Annotated in this window: 24 protein-coding genes and 1 tRNA gene; 11 read left to right on the forward strand and 14 right to left on the reverse strand. The window is 45.5% G+C overall.

Translation table 11 applies throughout. The features are described from left to right. The first annotated feature begins 43 nt into the window (after window positions 1-43). Entirely contained in the window at window positions 44-841 is a 798-nt protein-coding gene (locus NTE_RS05310; protein WP_148700071.1) for a hypothetical protein, read from the forward strand. Window positions 842-931: 90 nt separating this feature from the next. Then, window positions 932-1,201, forward strand: coding sequence for a hypothetical protein (locus tag NTE_RS05315; RefSeq protein ID WP_148700072.1), 270 nt, complete (start codon window positions 932-934; stop codon window positions 1,199-1,201). Between the two features lie 23 nt (window positions 1,202-1,224). Here the strand turns inward: NTE_RS05315 and NTE_RS05320 are convergent, their stop codons facing one another. Further along, entirely contained in the window at window positions 1,225-1,758 is a 534-nt protein-coding gene (locus tag NTE_RS05320; RefSeq protein ID WP_148700073.1) for a hypothetical protein, read from the reverse strand. Between the two features lie 238 nt (window positions 1,759-1,996). Next, window positions 1,997-2,533 (reverse strand): hypothetical protein, encoded by a 537-nt coding sequence (locus NTE_RS05325; protein ID WP_148700074.1) that lies wholly within the window; start codon window positions 2,531-2,533, stop codon window positions 1,997-1,999. Window positions 2,534-2,898: 365 nt separating this feature from the next. Here NTE_RS05325 and NTE_RS05330 point away from each other — a divergent pair, with 365 nt between their 5' ends. Further along, on the forward strand, window positions 2,899-3,396 hold the full coding sequence (locus NTE_RS05330; RefSeq protein WP_148700075.1) for an LPXTG cell wall anchor domain-containing protein: 498 nt from the start codon (window positions 2,899-2,901) through the stop codon (window positions 3,394-3,396). A gap of 30 nt (window positions 3,397-3,426) precedes the next feature. Here NTE_RS05330 and NTE_RS05335 read toward each other — a convergent pair whose 3' ends face one another. The 5 genes from NTE_RS05335 to NTE_RS05355 form a co-directional block, all read right to left on the reverse strand. After that, window positions 3,427-3,993, reverse strand: coding sequence for a Pycsar system effector family protein (locus NTE_RS05335; protein WP_158385142.1), 567 nt, complete (start codon window positions 3,991-3,993; stop codon window positions 3,427-3,429). A gap of 194 nt (window positions 3,994-4,187) precedes the next feature. Continuing rightward, the gene (locus NTE_RS05340) at window positions 4,188-5,684 is read right to left on the reverse strand and encodes a hypothetical protein (protein ID WP_148700077.1); all 1,497 of its coding nucleotides are present in this window, start codon (window positions 5,682-5,684) and stop codon (window positions 4,188-4,190) included. Between the two features lie 5 nt (window positions 5,685-5,689). Continuing rightward, entirely contained in the window at window positions 5,690-6,610 is a 921-nt protein-coding gene (locus NTE_RS05345; protein WP_148700078.1) for a bifunctional DNA primase/polymerase, read from the reverse strand. Continuing rightward, complete coding sequence (locus NTE_RS05350) at window positions 6,607-6,993, reverse strand: hypothetical protein (protein ID WP_148700079.1); 387 nt, start codon at window positions 6,991-6,993, stop codon at window positions 6,607-6,609. Before NTE_RS05350 ends, NTE_RS05345 begins: the two co-directional genes overlap by 4 nt. 104 nt (window positions 6,994-7,097) lie before the next feature. After that, on the reverse strand, window positions 7,098-7,319 hold the full coding sequence (locus NTE_RS05355) for a hypothetical protein (protein ID WP_148700080.1): 222 nt from the start codon (window positions 7,317-7,319) through the stop codon (window positions 7,098-7,100). A gap of 1,039 nt (window positions 7,320-8,358) precedes the next feature. On the opposite strand from NTE_RS05355, the gene NTE_RS05360 reads away from it, so the two are divergent. From NTE_RS05360 to NTE_RS05375, 4 genes are all read left to right on the forward strand, one after another. Further along, on the forward strand, window positions 8,359-8,745 hold the full coding sequence (locus NTE_RS05360; RefSeq protein WP_148700081.1) for a hypothetical protein: 387 nt from the start codon (window positions 8,359-8,361) through the stop codon (window positions 8,743-8,745). Then, window positions 8,745-9,137, forward strand: a complete 393-nt coding sequence (locus tag NTE_RS05365; RefSeq protein WP_148700082.1) for a hypothetical protein — start codon at window positions 8,745-8,747, stop codon at window positions 9,135-9,137. Before NTE_RS05360 ends, NTE_RS05365 begins: the two co-directional genes overlap by 1 nt. 94 nt (window positions 9,138-9,231) lie before the next feature. Next, on the forward strand, window positions 9,232-9,414 hold the full coding sequence (locus NTE_RS05370; protein ID WP_148700083.1) for a hypothetical protein: 183 nt from the start codon (window positions 9,232-9,234) through the stop codon (window positions 9,412-9,414). Between the two features lie 13 nt (window positions 9,415-9,427). Beyond that, window positions 9,428-9,850, forward strand: a complete 423-nt coding sequence (locus NTE_RS05375; protein WP_148700084.1) for a hypothetical protein — start codon at window positions 9,428-9,430, stop codon at window positions 9,848-9,850. A gap of 354 nt (window positions 9,851-10,204) precedes the next feature. Here the strand turns inward: NTE_RS05375 and NTE_RS05380 are convergent, their stop codons facing one another. Beyond that, window positions 10,205-11,536 carry a hypothetical protein gene (locus NTE_RS05380; protein WP_148700085.1) on the reverse strand — a complete coding sequence of 444 codons (1,332 nt, stop codon included), beginning with the start codon at window positions 11,534-11,536 and terminating at the stop codon, window positions 10,205-10,207. Window positions 11,537-11,661: 125 nt separating this feature from the next. Continuing rightward, window positions 11,662-13,026 (reverse strand): phosphoglucosamine mutase, encoded by a 1,365-nt coding sequence (glmM, locus tag NTE_RS05385; protein ID WP_148700086.1) that lies wholly within the window; start codon window positions 13,024-13,026, stop codon window positions 11,662-11,664. A gap of 71 nt (window positions 13,027-13,097) precedes the next feature. Between glmM and NTE_RS05390 the strand changes: the two genes are divergently transcribed. From NTE_RS05390 to NTE_RS05400, 3 genes are all read left to right on the forward strand, one after another. Beyond that, window positions 13,098-13,208 (forward strand) — tRNA-Leu (locus NTE_RS05390). Window positions 13,209-13,263: 55 nt separating this feature from the next. Beyond that, window positions 13,264-13,533: a redoxin domain-containing protein gene (locus NTE_RS05395; RefSeq protein ID WP_226987193.1), complete on the forward strand. Its 270-nt coding sequence runs from the start codon at window positions 13,264-13,266 to the stop codon at window positions 13,531-13,533. A 60-nt stretch (window positions 13,534-13,593) separates the two neighbouring features. Then, complete coding sequence (locus NTE_RS05400; protein WP_148700088.1) at window positions 13,594-15,099, forward strand: carboxypeptidase M32; 1,506 nt, start codon at window positions 13,594-13,596, stop codon at window positions 15,097-15,099. A 15-nt stretch (window positions 15,100-15,114) separates the two neighbouring features. On the opposite strand, the gene NTE_RS16410 is transcribed toward NTE_RS05400, so the two are convergent. From NTE_RS16410 to NTE_RS05420, 5 genes are all read right to left on the reverse strand, one after another. Beyond that, on the reverse strand, window positions 15,115-15,264 hold the full coding sequence (locus tag NTE_RS16410; protein ID WP_158385147.1) for a hypothetical protein: 150 nt from the start codon (window positions 15,262-15,264) through the stop codon (window positions 15,115-15,117). Then, window positions 15,233-15,727: a hypothetical protein gene (locus NTE_RS05405; RefSeq protein WP_148700089.1), complete on the reverse strand. Its 495-nt coding sequence runs from the start codon at window positions 15,725-15,727 to the stop codon at window positions 15,233-15,235. Before NTE_RS05405 ends, NTE_RS16410 begins: the two co-directional genes overlap by 32 nt. A gap of 141 nt (window positions 15,728-15,868) precedes the next feature. Continuing rightward, window positions 15,869-16,513: a pyridoxal 5'-phosphate synthase glutaminase subunit PdxT gene (gene pdxT / locus NTE_RS05410; protein ID WP_148700090.1), complete on the reverse strand. Its 645-nt coding sequence runs from the start codon at window positions 16,511-16,513 to the stop codon at window positions 15,869-15,871. Then, window positions 16,510-17,490, reverse strand: coding sequence for a pyridoxal 5'-phosphate synthase lyase subunit PdxS (pdxS, locus tag NTE_RS05415; protein ID WP_148700091.1), 981 nt, complete (start codon window positions 17,488-17,490; stop codon window positions 16,510-16,512). Before pdxS ends, pdxT begins: the two co-directional genes overlap by 4 nt. Before the next feature lie 63 nt (window positions 17,491-17,553). After that, a complete protein-coding gene (locus NTE_RS05420) occupies window positions 17,554-18,057 on the reverse strand; it encodes a hypothetical protein (RefSeq protein WP_148700092.1) in 504 nt (167 codons plus the stop codon). A 278-nt stretch (window positions 18,058-18,335) separates the two neighbouring features. Here NTE_RS05420 and NTE_RS05425 point away from each other — a divergent pair, with 278 nt between their 5' ends. Further along, on the forward strand, window positions 18,336-20,624 hold the full coding sequence (locus NTE_RS05425; protein ID WP_148700093.1) for an aconitate hydratase: 2,289 nt from the start codon (window positions 18,336-18,338) through the stop codon (window positions 20,622-20,624).

The raw sequence follows: 20,624 nt of genomic DNA on the forward strand, positions 1-20,624 counted from the left end.
GTCCATATTCAATAAGATTGAAACGAAGCAAGAGGAATGGCAAGTGGCAGAACAATTCATTGAAGTGGGAGATATCCTTCGAGAGCTGACTCGACTATTGGGGAAGAATCTGTCTAGAGACTTACCGGATACACCCATACAACAATCAATAAACACAATATTTCAACTTCATAATGCGCATAGATATCAGGAGAGGAACTACCATATCGCCATTCTGCAGTTTCTAGTAAGAAACTTACTGGACATTGAAAAGCACGATCAAAAGTTGCTCAAGAAGTACAGACGCATAATTCGTGATTCGTTGGACGTTAACAAGTATTATGGAGCGAGGTTTGAGGTTGCTACAGCTTCGACTCTGATACGCAATAAATGTAACTTTGAAAGAGTTATTGAGACGACTACTCCCACTCCGGATTTCGTTATTCATGAAGTGTCAGACGTTTTCTTGGAATGTGGAAGCACTCACTTGTCAAATCCAAGACCAAAGGACTTTGAGTACAAGATAATTTCTGAAGCAAAAGAAAAGGGAAGAAAGACCTATTGTAATCATAAAACTGTGCTTCTACTCGATATTTCCAATATTCTTCACCATGCGATTAGGTTCAACATGCCAATTCACGCTAGACTGGAAGCAATAACCGAGAAGGCAGTCGGAAGTACCAAATTCGGGAGTCTGTTATTGTTTGACTACATAATCGATAGCAAAACACACCAATATTCCCATAGCTACCTTAGAAAAGACAATAGTGATATTGATTCAAACCTTCAACTCTTGCTCGACAGGATATTTCCTTCAGGACATGTTCGTATTGAAAGTTTTTATCAACCTTCGTTTGGTTGACGTTTTTTCCAATGATAATGTTTGCTACGACTCCCTCTCCCCGGGGTGACAGCTAGGTTATTCTCCTCCTTCCTGAGCTTATAGCTCTCAATGTCTATCGAAGAAAGGATATCCAAGCACCTAAAGATGTACGAGCGTGACTTGTCAGAGAACCACAACCCTATTATCATAATGACAAATGAGGCGAAGGTACGAATCCTCAAAACTGCTCCTAGAGACCTAAACAAGCTTAACGTCGAGATAGCATTGAAGACCAAAGCTTACAATAATGAGACAAAATTTCCTGAACGAGAAATTCTTAGAGTGGAACTACATGCCTTGGAATGGCTGCGATTGACAGTCAGAATAGAAGCGGGTTAGTGCGGCCTGATCGTACCTCGTAATCACAACCAAACCTTTCTTGTTAACACAAAGTCTTCAACCACACCGGTTTCATTACTGTGGTTTACCAAAGTCACTCTGATCCTACTCCCATATGCGGTATAGGGGTTGGGTGTGTATGCCATGCTGTAGCGTTCATCGTCCTCTCCTGTTATGTCCTGTTCAGTAGTTGTTTTAAATCTAAGGAGATATGGGTGCCGGTAATTAGGTTCACCATGTGGATCCGGCGAGACGCCACTTACAGGTGCAACCTCTCCTGCCGACAAACCCCATGCTTTTTGCAATAATTTCTCAAATGTCAAGTGGCCGCCCATTATCGAGATCTGAGCACCAGAATCTGCCCATATGTCCACGCTTAAACCAAGGTGGCGACTATTGCCATGCATTTCATACATGAAAATTTCACCTTTCTCCTTAACGTCTAATACAACTCGCTCCTCATTTGGCTGCAATCCAATATTGGCAAAGTTATTCTGTATGTACTGGAATTTTCTGCCAGACTGATCGACTTCAACGGGATTAGTAATCTGAGCCATGCTTATCACCTAATTCTACCGCAGTTGGCGGTCAACGTCTTAATCCACAGAGCCTCATTGGACAAATCTCTAACGCTAGAATAATCACCGAGTTTGACTGCCCTTGTAATTGCATAGTCGAGATTGTCAAGAATATTCTCACTTATCCGGCAGACTTCTCCTCTTGCGGAACGAGAGAGTCTTGGGATCAGTTTGTTAGCGGCGCGTACTGATTTTTCAGGCAATTATTACCACCCTGCTATGTATAAGAGAACATTGCCGCAGTTATCGCCGAGTTTGGCCTTGTTAACTCTGACTTTAACGGTTGTCCGTACATATAGCTGTTCATGCGGCCATTGTTCATCGCATTCAGATCAACTTGCGACATTTTCCGCAGACCGTTTTGATTCTGTACGGGTGCAGAATTGATACCATATGCACCAGAAGGGAAAGTATTGTCGTACAATCGCCTAGCATGAGCTATGGCAGAATTGACGTGAGACTGGAGATTGAATCCCATTCCACTTGCCATCCTACTTATGATAGTGCCAACGACAGCGCCTGCACCTAAGTTGACAAATGTCTTTTGTTTAAGAACATATCCCGTACCTGCGGCAGCGAGTCCAAGCCCACCTGTCAATGCATCTGCTTTACTAACAACAACATTACCTAATGGAATTATTGGGGAGTTCAAGACCGGCTGCGAGTTTGCAATCTGATTGATAGCAAAGCCACCCACAGCTCCTAACGCCAACTGAACAACGTCATTAGAACCTAAATTTGAAAGACTACTCATGAATATTCAATATAATATGTTTAAACATGTATTTAAAGTACTGCTGATTTTAATGAAAAAAGGGCAAGATTTCTTGGTTATAGTATAATACTAGGGGTGAAATTACACAGGAGTCAGGATTATGTGATTTGAAAACCTCTTTTGCCGGAAGCTAATCTGTTTTCCCGTATCAAGTCCTAGTTCTTCGAGAATGTTTTTGTCTAATGAAATATAGTGAGACACACGGATCAGTTGAGAGCGGCGTATATTGCTAGTCAAATTTTATTACCAAGTAATATTTATGGACTGTCTTACTTAAACATTTAGCGGAAAACTATAACTTTTAAGCTCATATTTAAATTCTAGTTCATAGTATAAATAGTAGAATGACAGCGACGATTTCATTCAGTGGCAACGGTTTTGACTTTGACATTAACATGTACGGATTCACACCCGGCGAATTAGTTACCATCGTCTTTACGAACGTGAACAACTCTAATGACATGTATTCGATTGATACCTATGTAGGCTACAATCCGGTACATGTCCTCCAACAACACTTTCCGGCGGAAGCTGAAGGCAATTACCACGTCACGGCCGTAGGTTCAACTGGCACAAAGGCGGAAAATACTTTGACTATAGGTTATCCTACCGTGCAGGGCATTCTGCCAAATACAGAAGTGCCTCTGGAAAATATCACAAATCAAGGTGGAGAGACGGTACCAATATTCGGGCAGCTAGAGAATATTGGTGGAGCTGCTATCCCTGCAGCGATTCCTACCCAAACTTCACAGAATAATTCAATTCCATTAGTCTTGGCAGGTGGAGCTCTGTTAGGAGGTCTGTTGCTAATATCTGGTGGAAAGAAGAAGGTGTTTGCCTGACAATTAGCATTTCCTATGAAAGTGGCATATCTATTTGAGAGTGTTTGCCAATACTGACAGAACGGCTGCAATCGGAATCATGATAACCGCATAAAGGAATGCTCTCTGACTTTCCTTTAGGTAATCGATCTTCTCTTCATTTAACCCTGTATTCTTGTAGCTTGCATCCAAATAGTCCTTTATCATTCGGCTATTGTAAGATTCCCTCTCTGCATCTTTCCACGTTCGGATTTCCACATTGTTGAATTTGTCATCTTGGATAAATTGCGAATACATCAGGACATGCTTGTACTCCGCTATCTTGTAAGCATTGGACGCAGAAAGGATAGTCTTGATAAGAAAAAGTAGCTCCAAGAACATTGCTACAATAGACGCTCCGAGTATCCAGTTCAAGGCAGCATCTTTAAGGACAAAAGCACCAAACCCAGTAAATATGGCTGCAATCACGCCTGCCATTGTGATCATATTACTGGCCTTGTTGTCAATGCGTTCTTTGATTTCAAAATCCTTTTCATATTCCGCTTTTAGATCCTCCCTAAACAAATCCGCAGTAGAGTCTGTCAGATCCCCATTCTGATTTGGCAAGTCGTTTCTCAAAGAACTTGCTTATATAAGAGAATTATTAATGATATTTACTTGACTCAAGACGACGAAAAGGATAAAGAAAAACTCAAGGCTTCTACGGGCATAAAGAGAGAGGCATACATAGCCTCAGTTGACAAAAAGAAAGAAAAGAAGTAAGTCGCCGGAATTGCCTTCTCTTCTAACTTTTTTCGAACAATCCCCTCATTTTAGATCACCTTTGTTATGAGAATCCGTCTCCTTGCCGAGCTGCGATCGATTTGAACCTCTATCCCAAGTTTGCGAAGATTAGGTGCGCTCTCCTTGATTTTTAAGCTCATAGCTTTCAAGTTCTGCGGCCACAAAGTCTTGTCTTTGACGTTTATACCAGAAGTTTCAGCGATTCCGTCAAGTCTATTCTTTAACTTTGTAGGCGTGTCTTCTACGTTCTTGTTGTTCTCCATTAGTAATGTTATCACTTGTGCTACCGGATTGGATTCAATCGCCAACTCTGTTTGGAGGTCAACTATCCTAGAATATGCATTGGTGAAAACGTCTTCAGCATATCCGATTTTTCTAGAGATTATCTCGCAAGCTTCAGCAAAGTCCTTCATTCTGAATTCCTTTGATAGCTTGATTCCCCCTTTCTCTTTCTCTTGAAGATATTTTACCAGAGTGTCAAAGAGATAGCCCAACAATTCTGGCATTAACTCTCGTACTCTGTTATCTATCTCTTCGTCACTTTTTCTTTTCTCAATGGCAGCCAATTCTATGGGTATTGATCTCTCTAAGAGGTCTCCTTTGCTCGCAACTTGGCCTATACCATTGAATCCTATGCAGCGTTTGAAGTTGTAGAGAAAATCTTCGTCGTTTTCGTAGTGCTTGCGTTTGCCAAATCCTGCACCAGTTATTGCTTGACAAAAGAGATCGCTTGTGGACTCATTTATGCCGGATAGGTTATCATAGAATAAGAGATAGTTGTGGCTAAGCTGTTGGATAGTATCTTCTTCTTTCTTGCTAAGTTTCCAAAGCTCGACGGTGGCCGGATCTACTACTCTCTTTAGGAGTTTGCAAAATGTTGACTTTGCAGTTCCCCATTCACCGTAAGGAGATATGGCAGCGTGCGATATATTTTCCACAAACAGCGAGATCAAGTAACTCTCTACCAGTACCCTCTGATCTTCGTCCTTTATGTTCAGGAGGCCGATATAGTCTGCAAGTATTGTTGGCCGGTATGTCCTACTAGGATATACCTGAGGTCGATTGTTGTTATTTCTCTTGAATATCATTTTTTGTGGTGAAGATAGACCGCTGCCTAGAATCTCCCAACCCTTTGAGGTTATCTTTACTACCTCCCAATTATCATTGCAAAGGTCATAGTAGATTGCGTTATCTTCTTGAGCTAGTCTGACATACAACTTACGTTTGTTTTTTGAATAGAGGGCTTGCGATACCATATTGAACTGAATTTTTCTGACTAGCTCTTCTGAAATGAGCATATCCTTGTGGTTTTGAAACTCCCGACTAAGGAAGTGTTTGAAATCTTGTGACTCTATTGCAACTATCTCAGTGTGCCCGTCTACCACGATTTCAATGTAAGCCCGGCCAAAGTCATCTTTGAATGATTGTCCTACCAATGACTTGGCATGATCAAACAACTCCTTTTCAAGAGATATCTTTTCCTTGTTGGAATTTTCCTTCGAGTCTTCAACTCTTTGTCCTGACATATCTCTTAATTCACCTGTTTTGAAACGAACTTTACAGCGTCGTTCCATTGCTTTTCAAATTGAGTATTGTCTAGTGGTGGTCTGCAGTGTTCTTCGTTCCATACGTGACAGATTTTCTTGACAAAGTGTTCGCCATACTTGCCACGAAAACTAACAATCAAGCTCTCCATAGCACGCATAAGGGCTTCATGGCGATTGCTCCCCTCAGATACTGTGAAAGTCTCTGAGAAGAGTTCAGTTATGGGTATCTGAGATCTATTGCCATGTTTGTTTTCCAAATACTTCAAGCCGTATTTTCTGCAAACTTTGTCAATGTGCTGTTCCAATATCGAAGTTTGAGCAGCTGTCAGCGTTGCAGGTTCTTCGGTACCTATCAGTTCGTATTGGTGGCCTGACTTGTGAAATGAAGGACTGCAATACATTATACCATGTTTGCCGTCACCTTTGACTTCAAGTGCAGGAATGTTATCGTCTACCGCAACTCCAGTGGTTGTATTTCCAGTATTGTCAGAGCTCTTTTTTGTCAGGGGCCGGGTTGTGTAAAAGTAAATGTGTGCCTTGTTTGGATTGTCTTTGTGTTGCTCTACAAAATGCTGCTTTGCCAGCTCTTGAATCGTGCCAGTTACACCATTAGTATTTAGCACTTCTTCAATTGCAATTTTGTTATCGCAATCTATCGCTGCAAGGTAAAGGTGTTTTCTGTCTGTCCTATGCCAGACCTTGCCGCATATCACGGCCATTCCTTGATTGAATCCGTTTGTAGCCTTCCACTCATCATGTTGTTTATTGCTGATAGGAGAATCCTGATATTGTGACCACTTGATCCAAGTCCTTTTGTTTCTAGTGTCTGCAGGAATCACGTTTACTCCGATCACGTTTCTCCAGAAATCCGCCCACTCGTTGAAACTTAATGATAGGTCTATCATGCCCAAAACACCCCCATTACAATTTCCTTCTGAATGGCTTCCTTTAGCTTTGTCAGTCGGCTAATTTCTTGGCGATAAGCAGCTATGTCAATGTCAATCCTTTCAACTTCAATCTTTTTCTGTTCAAAGTAGTTCTTGTACTTGCGCTTGAGTTCTGCTCGTGTTGCAGAATCAAGTAGTCGCCTAATCTCTACCAACGATTCATACTCGATTTGGTAAAGGTCACACCTTTCAGCAATCTTCCTCACCACAACTCCAGTTGGGGTTGTCTTATCACAGGAGATTGTTGTTTCAAAGTCATCAGTTGTCACTATGGTGAATATTTCATCTCCAGCTGTTATCGACCTAATCCGTCTTTTCGTGTTGAAATCCGATACCATCATGTTACTTACTCACCGAGATTAGTGCAAGTAGCACCATAATAGGCACGGAGATCGCTAAGGAAACGACGAATTCAGTAAAGGTTTTTAAATCGGGAAGTGCAACTCTAATTTGCATCTCCAGTTTCACCGATTGGGGTTGTGTTTGCCGGAGTGTTAGGAGCACTTTGGCCATTTTCTTTACTTACAACATGCTTGGTACCTGCATTAGCTAGATAGAATTTTGCAATCTTTTGCAAAACCTGATCATAACTTTCAGACACAATACCGCACTGCGCAACTAATTCCTTGGTGGCAGGCGAGATATTTAACGAACTTCTTTCAGACATATTCATTCTATTTATACATTTTGCTGATATATATACTTTAAATAAAAATACAACTTTTTTGGCAAGTTTTCATCCATATTGCTATACTGAGGATCACTTGTTGTAATAACTATAGTATAGTAGTGAGGGTAATATATACATGAAATCTTATTGTGACAGATCCAATGACAGATTAGTGACGGATCGCTGAAAAATGTGTCATTGCAAAACTCTTAGAATATTGCTCTTTTGGCCTAACGGGGCTGTTTTTGAGGACTTTTTTCGGCAATGACGGATATGACGCTTGTGACGGATTATTGGGTACGTTTATCTGTTGAACAATTTAAAAAATATAATATATAGTAGCAGGAGAATGTTGGAAAAAATGTGTCATATCCGTCACAACCGTCACTAAAGGATCAATCTCCTCAAATATTGCTCTGTTTGGCAAACGAAGCCTAAATCAAGGACTTTTTTAATGACGGATTATATTGCCAATCTGTCACAAATGTGTCACTGATCCGTCATAGACCTGTCATTTCGTCAATTATCGCACCAAGTGAAAAGGGTCTTGGCCGGGCCAAAAGGAGCAAATCTAGAATCTTTATTTCATGTACCAGATCGAAATAAAGATCTTTATCCATGTACCAGAAAAAAGTCTAGATTCTAAGAAATGGAGTACAAAGAGGCATAAAAACAGCTGCAAATGACATAAAAGTACAAGAAAACACCAGAATCACCGCCAATTTTTGCCAATGCGTCTCATTAACTCCATTCCACGTTTTTCTGTTCTTTTTACTTGTTTGCAGTTCATTTAGACCTTCTTTGTACGAATTTCTGGTACATTTGCCCTCCTTTTTTGCCCAAATCTTTGGTTTGAGTCCGGTTGAGTCTTGAAATAAAGATTTGATCTGATACATGCTTTCTTGGAATAAAGATTTTGAAAGAGTCTAACAATCAAATCTTGCAATCAAATCCAACAACTAATTCCGAGATTTGTTATGCAATTTCATTAAAGATTTAAATATAAGAAATTACTCTAATATTGTATTAATAAAGAATGACAGAAGATTTACATATTTCAGAAACCACAACCAACGTCGAGGAAACAAAATCTGGCATATCTGAAGCTGACCTAAAGTTACCAACTATAGACGCCGAGACCCAGAGAGTGATAATCGAGAAAGGCGCCAATATCGTTGCAAGACTTGCAGGCATTGATGTTAAACCAGTTGAAGACAAAAGAAGTGTGTCAATCCAGCTGACAAAAGAAGAGTATGAAAATTTCAATCTTTGGTCAGAAGAATTGGCAAGAAAGAAGATTATTCCAAGAGCTTCAATGTCAAGCGTAATCAAGTTCAGTGCAGTACAATATCTTGAAATTATAAACGATCAAGTACGCAAACAGGTGCAGAAACAACAGGAGGTAAAAAAGAGTGACCATTAATGATTCAAAATATTATCAAGAAGAAAGACCCAAAGTATGTTACCGTCTATGTCAACAAGAATTTAACCGGCACGATTGAATCAAAGATACAACAGCTTGCCGAGCTAGGTATCCTCCCGCCAAATACTACCAAGGCCAAGTTCATTAAACACGCTGTCGGGTTCTATCTTGCCAATTTTTCAGAAGGAAACATTGCTGGTCTTCAGGCGTATCAAACCTCCCATAAAGAACATGGAATAGGCAAGAATGCAAAGGATCTCTATGCAGAAATCAAGTTAGAGACCTTCAGAGCAGTCCAAACAAAACTAGCTCATGAAATCGAATGGATAAAGAAACAGAACACAATGGCACCTTCCATTTCCAAGCTCCTTAACAGCGGTGATACAAAATGAACAAGATAACTATACCACCAATCATGGAGAGAGAAGAAGCATTAGAAAGAGTTGCGCTATTCCTCATAGCAAAAGAGGTATCGGTACTTCGTAAATGGTTAGGGGAATAAGAATGGGCAGACCAAGGAAGAAGAAGCAAGAGAAGAGAACATTCACCCTGACAGAATGGGAAAGGATTCGCAGAGAAATGCCTTCATTCGACGAACAAGAGTTAAAAGAATTCTTTGACTTTCCCCGGATAGTAGCTGATCCAAAAATGGATTCTGGATATCTTTAGCAAGGTGGGCAGATTGGGCGATCTTAATTCATTCAATCCAGATGATATCCCTGCTTCCAAGAAGACTCGCAATGTGGTAGCAGGTGACATTAATGTTGGAAAGAAGTCTCCAGCGGAGTTAGAGCAAGGTCATATCGAAGAGGATTTGCAGACGCAAGTATCTGCAACGGATTCAATCTTTTCATTACAGTCATTAGACGATAAAACCCAAAGAGAGTTAGCGGAGTTTGCCGGGTATTACTATGAACGTGGAAGGATAACCCAACCAAGTATTCAGGTATTAATCCAATACCACTTTCAAGAAATCATGGAAAGAATGAGATCTGAATATCAAAGTTACATTTTCAACAAACAGTTAGAAGAAATGATGATGAAGAAAATGGGTGTTAATCCTGACATGGTATTTTCAAAGTTTAACAACTTTTATCTGCCTTAGTATGATACTGTACCTTGTTCTTCCTTCTTTTATGTGAATTTTCCTATAAGCTTAAATACTTAAGTTAGTATATTTACATTGCCTACAATCACTACTGTTTGAACGGCACTTTGGAACTGCATTCGGGGTGGGGGTTGACCCTCCCACCTCATACGTCTCTTCCTTATCCAAGTTAAGTCTTCTTTAATAGTGATAATTGTACAGTACAATTGAAATGGATGTACTACCAATACTTTTTGTAGCTGTAGGCGGATTATGCGCCGCAATGATCTATGTCGTGATGGGATCAAAAATTCGTAGCTGGTTGCACGTCGCACCGGTGAGAAAATAAGATCCCTTTCCTCTTTTTGAATTCTAATTCTGCAATTTCTTCGTTTCTATCTCCTCAAGTTCTTCCAAACCCGTCTTAACGTTGCCCCTTTCTCTTTCAGACTTCCAGAATAGCTCCATATCCTTATCTCGTTGTTTTTGCATTTCCGCAATCTGTTTCTTTAGCACTTCTACGTCAGAATTCTTTTCTGTTTTCAAGATATCCAACTGTTCTGATAAAGTCCTAATGCGACTCTGAGATACTTCAAGCTCCTTGACCAAGCTTCTCTGCTTCTCTTCAATTGCACTCGTGTCCATAAAGGTAATCAGATGTTCAACCCCGGCAAAGTCTTCTGCAATTTCTTCTTCAGTCTTCTTGGTATATTCGTGAACCTTCCGTCCAATGTGGTACTTTGCGTACTGCTCGTTGACAGCTTTGGTGCAAGCTGTGAAAACATACCGGCGTAGAGTGTGTAAGGTAATCTTTCGCCGCTTTCCACCTTCTTCATACCCTATTTCCAACCTATCTATTAGATCTCTGAACCGGTCTGCAGCCTCTTTGTAAAGTGCCCGGAGGGTCGCAACAAGTTCTTCGTGATACGGCGCAAAAACATAATCTTCTGGTTTGGGAACGGGTATCACCTGTTTCTTATTCCAAACGAGTTTGCCGTTCTTCAACACTTGACGATTGATAGTCCTTGGTCTATACTTGAAAGCAAGCCATTTCTCAATTTGCGACCTCATTTCACTAGTGAGTTGTCTACGCTTGCCTGCCTTTGTCTTTGAGTGCTTTCCTCTGACATTGACAAAGGTTGGATTTGTGGTGAATTTCAAAGTCTTTAGGTCGAGTCCTTCCAAGTGTTGGTTCTGGATCGAGAAGCTTTCTTTCGCACGCCAACCCATACTCGCCTCCCACATAGCATACGTTTGTAATCTGATATCCTCACAAGCTATGATAATACTTTGAATGGTCTTCTTGGCCGCTGGTGAAAGTTCTGGTTCCTCTGGTTTGGGGTACTTTACTTGCTGCTTGAAGATTGCATTACTAATCGGAATAAAGTTGACTTCTAAAAAGTTCCTCGCCCAACTTACTTTCAGTTTGATCGTTCGGGCATTGTTACTTCCACCATTATCTTCAAACCTGTTCTTTACAAGCCAGTTTGCGTACGCTTTCATTATGTGGTAAACTTGTTCCTCCTTCGGATCGTCCGTAGCCGTACCGTCCTTCAGCTTTTTCACCAGCTCGGTCACCCTCATTTTTAGCTGGTCTTTTGCATAGGTTTCAAAGTCCTTAATGAAATAGCCGACAGCTTTTGCACTGCCTACATTCTGAGTGGCTATCGTATCGAGGTACTTTTGGACGAGCGGATCCGGCATACAAGATGCTATGATATTATTGGATATATTTACGTATAATGGTCATATTTAGATTGTATAGAAGAAGGGTTAAAAATGGATACTAAAAATCGTATATTGTCCACCTTTAACCCATGATTATACGCTCATTGTGCCATTTTTGACCTCACGATCCTCGAATATTCATCCACTTTGGAGTCAAGCAATGCTCTGTCAGTCGACTCGGCGTACATGCGTATCAGTGGCTCCGTGCCGCTTGGCCTCACCATGAGCCACGTTTCGTCGTCTAACCATATCTTGGCCCCGTCCATCGTCTCTATCCTTTTTGGGCTGCCGTGCTCCATGCACGCTTTTACCACTCTTTCCACTACTTCGCGGGAACTGCATACGAATTTTGTCTTAACCTGAAATGTCCTTGGCAATTTCTCTACAAGTCGCGAAAACGACTCGCCGGTAGCTGCAAGCATGTCAAGCACAAGAGCCGTCGTCATCGCGCCGTCCCTCACCTCGTTTATGGGCCCGTACATGAACCCGCCGTTTTCCTCAAGTCCCATCGGCGCCTTGCGCTTTACCATCTCCCTTGACACCTCGACGCTTCCAACCTTGGTGTGCACCACCTTTATGCCAGATTCTTCTGCGACTTTGGATAGCACCATTGACGTGTTTACCGGGCAGACTATCTCGGAGCCCCTGTGCCTCTGCGCAAGCAGGTTCTTTGCCAAAAGCGAGCCGGTCTTGTCGCCCCAGTAGATGCTGCCGTTGTTGTCGCAAAAGATGCTCCTGTCGCCATCGCCGTCAAACGCGACTCCAAAGTCTGCCCTGCCGTTTCTGACGGTCTCTGCAAGCACGCTCAGGTTGTCAGGCGTGGGCTCTGACCCTCGACCGGGAAAGTCGCCGTCAATGTCGCCATTGATGACGATTACCTTGCAGCCAAGCTTTTTTGCGATTATCGGGGCGACAACCGACTGCGCGCCGTTTCCCGTGTCCATCGCCACTGTAAAGTTCTTGGCGCGTATCCTGTCGGCATCGACAAGCGACAACACCTTTTCCATGTATGTGGGGACGACGTTGTCATCCACGTACTGGCGCCCACAGCCTGCCATCGTCGCAAACTTTTTTGAATGATAAATATCCTCGACTGTCAGCTCGTCCTCTCGAGATATTTCTACACCGTCTGATGCTGCCGGCTTGATGCCGTTGTACTCTGGCGGGTTGTGCGACGCCGTTATCATGATGCCACCGTTGTAGCCGAGCCTCTTTGCGGCATGCTGCAGGCATGGAGTTGGGACCAGCCCTGCGTCTGCAACGTCTAGGCCGGCCGAGTTGAGTGTTGCGCGCACCAGCCTTGAAACCACCGGGCTTGACTTGCGCCCGTCGTACCCGACCACTATTGGGCCTTTTTTGTAATACGTGGCGATTGCATACGAAAGGTCGATGACAAGGTCGCTTGTAAAGTCATTGCCCCACACGCCGCGCACCCCGTTTGTGCCAAATAATCTTGTTCTCTGCATCTGCAAAGGATGCAATGTAACAATAGATAAAAATTTGGCTACCATCCGCTGGTGCAGGTGCGCACGCATGTGCGGGGGTCGCCAAGCCCGGTCAACGGCGCAGGGCTTAGAATGGGCGCATAATTGCCCCTACAACCCTGTTCCTTAGGGATTCGTGGGTTCAAATCCCACCCCCCGCACCATTTTCGTTTTAATAGCTCATAGAATGGTCTGAAACATATTTTCAAGGATGGCGCCTTGGCCGCTCAATGGGAGCATAAGAACTCACAGATACAAAAAATAAAGGCATTGGAGGCTAAGGTAATCGGAGTGAACAAGGAAACACTATATTCCCGCCCCAAGTTTGTGGGCAAGTACCGCCTTGATTTTCTGCTTTTGTCAGACCGTACAAACAAGACGATAAAGGCATACTGCCCTTATGGTGGTAAAGGAATCTTGGACTTTGGCATGACCAAGAAGAAGACGCACATACTTGACAACAGTGAAAAAAATGATCAAGATATGTGAGAAAGTCAAGTCTGATGGACACGAGACTGATATGCTTGAGTTTCTGAAAAGTGTGAGGACATGAAATCTGAGAATCCTGTCATAAACCAGATACTCGATGCTTACAAACCCATTTGGTCTATAAATCATGCCACTTCTCTAATGGGTTGGGACTTTGAGACTTACATGCCTAGGAAGGGCACTGAAGAAAGAGGAGTGGCCGATTCTCAACTTCGCCTGTTGTATAAGGAGCTCCTGCTAGACAAAGATTTTGTTGACCTTGTTGAATTGGGGAAGAAACAGGAGGGCCTTAACGATGCGGAGAAGGGCATTGTACGAATGCTTGAGAGAAACATAACCAAGCAGATAAAGATACCAAAGGAGTTGACTGAAGCAGAATCTCTGGAAAGAATAAGAGGCAACATGGTCTGGAGGCAGGCGAGAGAAAAATCTGATTTCAAGATGTATGAGCCCTACCTCAAGAAGATGGCAGAAATAAAGAAGCAAATCGCTGAGAAGATAGGTTATGAAAAACATCCATATGATGCGCTTTTGGATACATTCGAAGAAGAGCTTACAGTAGCCGACTTGGATAAGGTATTCGGAGTGCTGACTCCACATATTCAGAAGATATTGAAAAAGCTCCTAGATTCAGGCAGCCCCTTTTGCAAGGAGATAAGCAAACTTGGAAAACCAAAGTATGATATTCAAAAAGTTGATGAGCTCAATCGTGAAATTTTAACTCTCTTGCAATACGACATGGAGCGCTTTAGAATGGATGTATCCACACATCCCTTTACTCAGGCTATGGACCTCAATGACGTTAGAATAACTACCCGGTATGAAGGGACTGATTTCAAAAGGTCGATATCTAGTACTATTCACGAAGGTGGTCATGCCTTGTATGACCTGCAATGCGATCAATCATTGTCTGTCACTCCTGTCGAGGGCGCATCTTCGCTAGCGCTTCATGAATCTCAGTCAAGGTTTTGGGAGAATATTGTAGGCAGAAGCAAGCCTTTCGTTCAATTGATAGCTCCTTTGATTAGAAGGAAAGTAAGTTTCGCAGGCCAAGCCACCGACGACGAGTTGTACCTGTATTTCAATACTGTCAAGCCTGGTTACATACGAGTTGACGCCGACGAAGTTACCTACAATCTCCATATCGCAATAAGGTATGAGATAGAGAAGAAAATAATTGGAGATGAGCTAACCGTCTCTGAAATCCCTGAATTCTGGAACGATAGAATGGAGCAGCTGCTTGGAGTAAGGCCAACCGATGACTCGCAGGGTGCGCTCCAAGATACTCATTGGAGCAGCGGCCTCTTTGGCTATTTCCCTACCTACACTTTAGGAAACTTGGTTTCAGCGATCATTGCTTCAAAGATGCGCAAAGACCTACAAGATTACGAGGAAAACATCAGGAACGGTGATTTCCGGCCTGTCAGGGAATGGCTAAGACTAAAGATACACCAACATGGATCTGTTTATGCACCCAAGACGCTTCTTAAAAATACCTTCAATGAAGAAGGCTATAACCCAGATTACTTCGTGAAGTACATAGAGAACAAATACTTTGGGTCTTGAACTCTAACCTATTTGCTAGTAAAAACGGGCGTAAATCCCGCCTTCCACGCTAGTTATTATCCTATTGACGTTCATGGCTGAACTAGCCGACATGATGTGGGGAGAGGGGAGGCCCGGGTGGCCGCCTCTGATGTTATCCTGCTGCTTCTTCTTGGACGATGTCAAAATCAAAAGTTATGGTCGCGGCTCCTGACGGTGCAGAGAATACCAGCTGTTCCATGCCTGCTCGTATGGGTATCATGACATCTTTTACGTCGCCATCATAGTTGCTCCAAGGATCCTCTTTGGGGTAGATGGCAACCTGAGTTGGACCGTCTGCCGACAGGGAACTTCCATTAGCGTCTGTAAGTTTGATCGAGACCATTCCGCCTTCAACTACCGCGGTGCCGACTACATAGACAGGCGTTGCGTCAGAGCCAGTGTCTAGAGAAACTATCTCCTCTTGGCCTGATTCTAGCGCAAGGCTGCCGTCTGCAAGGTGCACTCTGGTTTGGCCTTCAGCAACATTATTGTCGTCGTCTTCTGTAGACTCTTGAGCTAGGGCTTTGGACACGGGAACCGATGGCAGGCAGGCTATGGATGCGATTGCCAGAACGCCTATGGCGTACATGAGAATCTTTGGACTCATCGAACAATTTTATAATTGAATTATATTTAAGAAAGGTGTAGTGCAATTTTATTAAAGTTTTTAGTACTAGACTACAAGTATTCTAGCTAGGCATTTTCTTTCCAGAAGCAGAAAAATGATCAAATTATAAAAACAGCAAAGTTACTTGCCGTTGCTCTTTGCGCGAAAGTCGAGCGCCATCTTGATTATCTGCTTGTGCATCCTTGCGTCGCCTGCAAGCTCGGGGTGGAACGAAGTGCCGATGATGTTCTTTTGCTTTACGGCGACTATTTTGCCCGCGTGCCTTGCGATTATCTCTACGTCCTTGCCGACCTCGCTTACTGCCGGCGCCCTGATAAAGACGCCCCTGAACGCGCCCTTGCCAAGCATGTTCATCTTCAGGTCTGTCTCAAAAGAGTCGTTCTGCCTGCCAAACGCGTTGCGCTCTATCACAATGTCAAGGTTGCCAATCGTTTTCTGCTTTGTCTCACCAATGACGCGGTCGTACACTCTCTTGGAGAGCATTATCATGCCTGCACACGTGCCAAGCACCGGCATCCCTTCTGAAATGCGCTTCTTTAGAGAAGGAAGCGAGTGCTGGATTGCCGCAAGTGAGCTTTGCACCGTGCTTTCGCCGCCTGGCAGTATCAGCGCGTCAATTTTCTCAACATCCTCGGCGTACCTTACCAGCTGTATCTTGCCGTCTATTTTTAGCTCGTCAAGCGCCTGCCTCGTAGCAGCGACATTTTCCTCAATGTCGCCCTGAAAGCCAAGGACGCCTATCGTGACATCTTTGTTGCTGCTCAAGCCGACTGTCCCCTTTCCTGCATGCGTAGTTCCAGGTTCTTGGTGTCAAGGCCAAGCAGCGATTTTTTCTCGTCGACCATCTTTTGCGCTTCCTTGACTATCTTTGCGTCATCGTAGAATGTCGTCGCAAGCACGACTGCGCGTGCGCGCTGCGCCGGGTCGTCTGACTTGAATATGCCCGACCCTACAAACACGCCGTCGCAGCCAAGGTTCATCAGAAACGCCGCGTCCGCCGGAGTCGTTATGCCGCCTGCCGCAAAGTTCACGACAGGGAGCCTTCCAAGCCTTGCCGTCTCTTCCACTATGGCAAACGAGACCTTCAGCTCGCGCGCCGCCTTCATCAACTCCTGCTTGTCGTCATCGAGATAGTGCGACCTTATCCTGCGGATCTCGTTGTTTACCATGCGTATGTGCGTCACCGCCTCTGCCACGTTGCCGGTGCCCGGCTCGCCCTTTGTGCGTATCATGGCCGCACCCTCTTCAATCCTGCGCAGGGCCTCGCCGAGGTTCTTGCCTCCGTTTACAAACGGCGTCGTGAAATCCCATTTCCAGATGTGGCGCTCCTCGTCTGCAGGCGTCAACACCTCGCTTTCGTCTATCATGTCAACGCCCGTCACTTCAAGCACCTTCGCCTCGTCGATGTGGCCTATCCTGCACTTGGCCATTATCGGGATCGTGACTGCGTCCATTATCTCCTCGATTACCTTGATGCTTGCCGTCCTTGCGACGCCTCCTGCCTTTCTCACGTCGTACGGCAGCTTGTCAAGCACCATCACCGCAACCGCGCCGGCCTCTTCTGCTATCTGCGCCTGCTCGACGCTTGTTACGTCCATGACCACGCCGTGCTTTTGCATGTGTGCAAAGCCGCGCTTTAGAAGGGTGGTGCCGCGAACCGCTCTGGCGCTCTCGCCGGCAACAGCATCTTGTACCTTGATGCCCTTTGCGCCCGGTTCACTTGCGACAAGCGAAATTGTCATATTTTGTTACGACTGCAATTCGCTAAAATGCGTTATATAGATATTGTTTTAGCTAGCCAGTCTCTACGTCTTGCTTGCGATTATCCCGTCAAGCTGGTTGCCGACGTTTGTTATTAGCGGCGGGATAGTGCCGTCGTACGCGTCCGGCTCGACCCAGCTTATCGTCTTTTGCTTGTCGGCGGTTTTTACTGCAAGCGTGTAACTTGCAAAATTGCTTGCGTTCTCCGACTGCGGATAGTCTGTCTTTGGTACGTCCATAAAGCCCGTTTCAAGCACCAGCCCCTTTATCTTGGCAAACTCTTCTCTGCTGAGCGAAAACCGCTGCGGAACTGGCATGTTCTTTTCGCGCGGGTCCGTCTTTGTGTACGTGCCAGAGCCGTCCTTGTCTATTGTCAGTGTCTCTAGCTGCGTGGCGACAAGCAAGCCTCCTGTTTTTGTCAGGTGCTGCCTGTTGTACTCGATTGTGACGTCTTGTGCTGCAGGCTGCTGGCTGACGCTTGGCAGGGCAATCAAAACTGCCATCACTATCACAATGCCTGCAATTACAAAGACGAACTTGTTGACCAACTGCTATTACTACTCTGCTGCTTTTCAATAGCAAGCAGGCTTTGTATTAAATTAAACGATGCTAATGACATGGCTTTAAAAAGTGCCTTTTGTTAAACAAGCCGGTGGACTCGACTCGGTGGCTTTGGGTGCTCATTGGAGTGATGGCCGCGATTTTTGGCTATGTGCTGCTCCTCAAGAATAGCGCATAAAAGCGAGGTTGCCGAGACAAAAAAATCCGACGACGCAAAAGAGATATAGCCAAAATTGCCGGTTTTCTATTGGTAGCACATATACTTATGTCGTCAGAAGAGGCTGCGAAGATAGAGACTACGCCCGAGCTTGTCGGCCGGGTGTACTCCAAGCTTGAAGCAAACATTGCGAAATTCCGCAAAATGACCAACAACAGGCCGCTCACGCTTGCCGAGAAAATCCTGGTGGGCCACCTTGATGGCGATAATGTCTATGACCCCCAGAGGGGCAAGAGCTATGTTTTTCTGAACCCTGACAGGGTCGCGCTGCAGGACGTCACCGGCCAGATGACGATACTCCAGTTTGCGCAGGCCGGATTAAAGCGCGTAAAACTTCCAACTACCGTTCACTGCGATCACCTGATCCAGGCCAAGGTCGACAGCGCCACCGATACTAGGTTTGCAATCATCCAGAACAATGAAGTGTTCCAGTTCCTGGAATCAGCGTGCAGAAAATACGGCATCGGATTCTGGAAGCCGGGCGCCGGCATCATCCACCAGGTCGTGCTTGAGAACTATGCGTTTCCCGGCGGCCTCATGATCGGGACCGACTCGCATACGCCAAACGCCGGCGGCCTCGGCATGATAGCAATCGGAGTGGGAGGCCTTGACGCGGCAGAGGTCATGGCCGGGATGCCTTGGGAGCTGCTGTACCCAAAGCGCATTGGCGTGTACCTGACAGGCGAGCTGAACGGCTGGGCCGCGCCAAAGGACATCATACTATATGTCGCGTCGAAACTGACGGTGTCAGGCGGCACGAACGCGATAATCGAGTATTTTGGGCCCGGCGCAAGATCCATCAGCTGCACGGGCAAGGCAACGATAACCAACATGGGTGCAGAAATAGGCGCCACCTGCTCGGTGTTTGCGTACGACGAACGCATGGAAGCGTACCTTCGCGCCACGAACAGAGGCGCCATAGCAGACCTTGCAAACAAGCACAAGGCGCTGTTGACAGAGGATCCAGAAGTCGAAAAAGACCCGCAAAAATACTTTGACCAGGTAATCGAGATCGACTTGTCAAGGCTGGAACCTCACATTGTAGGACCGCACACGCCCGACCTTGCAAGGCCGATATCCCAGATGGCCGCAGACGTGAAAAAGAACAACTACCTTGACAGCATCTCTGTTGCGCTTATTGGAAGCTGTACAAACTCTTCGTACGAGGACATGTCCCGCGCCGCCGACATTGCCAAGCAGGCAAAGGCGCACGGCATGAAGACGCCAGTGTCGCTTCAGGTGACGCCTGGCTCGGAGATGATCCGCGCAACCATAGAGCGCGACGGCCAGATGAAAGTGTTGCAGGACATTGGCGCAAACGTGCTTGCAAACGCGTGCGGCCCGTGCATCGGCCAGTGGAGCAGGCCGGAACTGAAAAAGGGCGAGCCAAACACCATAGTCACGTCGTACAACCGCAACTTTCCCGGCAGAAACGACGGCCGGCGAGAGACAATGAACTTTATCGGCAGTCCAGAACTGGTAATTGCGCTTGCGCTTGGCGGCAGGCTGTCTTTCAACCCGCTGACTGATGAACTGACGGCGCCTGACGGCACCAAGTTCAGGCTGCAGCCGCCGGGGCAGGCTCCCGAAGTCCCAAAGGATGGCTTTCAAAACGCCAAGGATGTCTACGTGCCGCCGGCGGCAGACCCTGACAGCGTACGGGTGGTCATCGACCCAAAGAGCGACCGCCTGCAGAAACTTGAACCGTTTGCGCCGTGGGACGGCAGGGACTTTGAAAAGCTGCCTGTGCTTGCCAAGACCAAGGGCAAGACCACCACCGACCACATATCGCCTGCAGGCGCATGGCTGACGTACCGCGGGCACCTTGACAGGATAAGCGACAACCTCCTGCTTGGCGCAGTCAACGCCTATAGCGGCCAGGTTGGAAACGGCAAGAACCAGCTTGACAGCCAAGTAGAGTCGTTCCCGCGTATTGCGCGCCAGTACAAGGCAAAAGGGATCAAGTGGATCATTGTCGGCGACAGCAACTATGGCGAAGGCTCCAGCAGGGAGCACGCGGCCATGACGCCGCGCTACCTGAACTGTGCCGCTGTCATCGCAAGGTCGTTTGCAAGGATACACGAGACCAACCTGAAAAAGCAGGGCGTCCTTGCGCTCACGTTTGCAAATCCTGCCGACTATGACAAGATACTGGAAGACGACAGGCTGAGCATAGTCGGCCTGAAGGACATGCAGGCAGGCAAGCCAGTGAAATGCATAATCACACACGCCGCCGACGGCAGGATCGAGGAAATAGAGCTGAAACACTCGTACAATTCTGCCCAGATAGAATGGTTCAAGGCCGGCTCTGCCCTCAACCTGATGCGCTCAAAGTAA

Source organism: Candidatus Nitrososphaera evergladensis SR1 (assembly GCF_000730285.1).
Taxonomy (GTDB): domain Archaea; phylum Thermoproteota; class Nitrososphaeria; order Nitrososphaerales; family Nitrososphaeraceae; genus Nitrososphaera; species Nitrososphaera evergladensis.

Excerpts from the sequence above, each read along its gene's own strand:
- NTE_RS05345 (WP_148700078.1), bottom strand. The coding sequence starts at position 6,610 with ATGATAGACCTATCATTAAGTTTCAACGAGTGGGCGGATTTCTGGAGA.
- NTE_RS05365 (WP_148700082.1), top strand. The coding sequence starts at position 8,745 with ATGATTCAAAATATTATCAAGAAGAAAGACCCAAAGTATGTTACCGTC.
- NTE_RS05350 (WP_148700079.1), bottom strand. The coding sequence starts at position 6,993 with ATGATGGTATCGGATTTCAACACGAAAAGACGGATTAGGTCGATAACA.
- glmM (WP_148700086.1), bottom strand. The coding sequence starts at position 13,026 with ATGCAGAGAACAAGATTATTTGGCACAAACGGGGTGCGCGGCGTGTGG.
- NTE_RS05360 (WP_148700081.1), top strand. The coding sequence starts at position 8,359 with ATGACAGAAGATTTACATATTTCAGAAACCACAACCAACGTCGAGGAA.
- NTE_RS05340 (WP_148700077.1), bottom strand. The coding sequence starts at position 5,684 with ATGTCAGGACAAAGAGTTGAAGACTCGAAGGAAAATTCCAACAAGGAA.
- NTE_RS05370 (WP_148700083.1), top strand. The coding sequence starts at position 9,232 with ATGGTTAGGGGAATAAGAATGGGCAGACCAAGGAAGAAGAAGCAAGAG.
- pdxS (WP_148700091.1), bottom strand. The coding sequence starts at position 17,490 with ATGACAATTTCGCTTGTCGCAAGTGAACCGGGCGCAAAGGGCATCAAG.
- NTE_RS05325 (WP_148700074.1), bottom strand. The coding sequence starts at position 2,533 with ATGAGTAGTCTTTCAAATTTAGGTTCTAATGACGTTGTTCAGTTGGCG.
- NTE_RS05400 (WP_148700088.1), top strand. The coding sequence starts at position 13,594 with ATGAAATCTGAGAATCCTGTCATAAACCAGATACTCGATGCTTACAAA.
- NTE_RS05320 (WP_148700073.1), bottom strand. The coding sequence starts at position 1,758 with ATGGCTCAGATTACTAATCCCGTTGAAGTCGATCAGTCTGGCAGAAAA.
- NTE_RS05405 (WP_148700089.1), bottom strand. The coding sequence starts at position 15,727 with ATGAGTCCAAAGATTCTCATGTACGCCATAGGCGTTCTGGCAATCGCA.
- NTE_RS05380 (WP_148700085.1), bottom strand. The coding sequence starts at position 11,536 with ATGCCGGATCCGCTCGTCCAAAAGTACCTCGATACGATAGCCACTCAG.
- NTE_RS05315 (WP_148700072.1), top strand. The coding sequence starts at position 932 with ATGTCTATCGAAGAAAGGATATCCAAGCACCTAAAGATGTACGAGCGT.
- NTE_RS05425 (WP_148700093.1), top strand. The coding sequence starts at position 18,336 with ATGTCGTCAGAAGAGGCTGCGAAGATAGAGACTACGCCCGAGCTTGTC.
- NTE_RS05355 (WP_148700080.1), bottom strand. The coding sequence starts at position 7,319 with ATGTCTGAAAGAAGTTCGTTAAATATCTCGCCTGCCACCAAGGAATTA.
- NTE_RS05330 (WP_148700075.1), top strand. The coding sequence starts at position 2,899 with ATGACAGCGACGATTTCATTCAGTGGCAACGGTTTTGACTTTGACATT.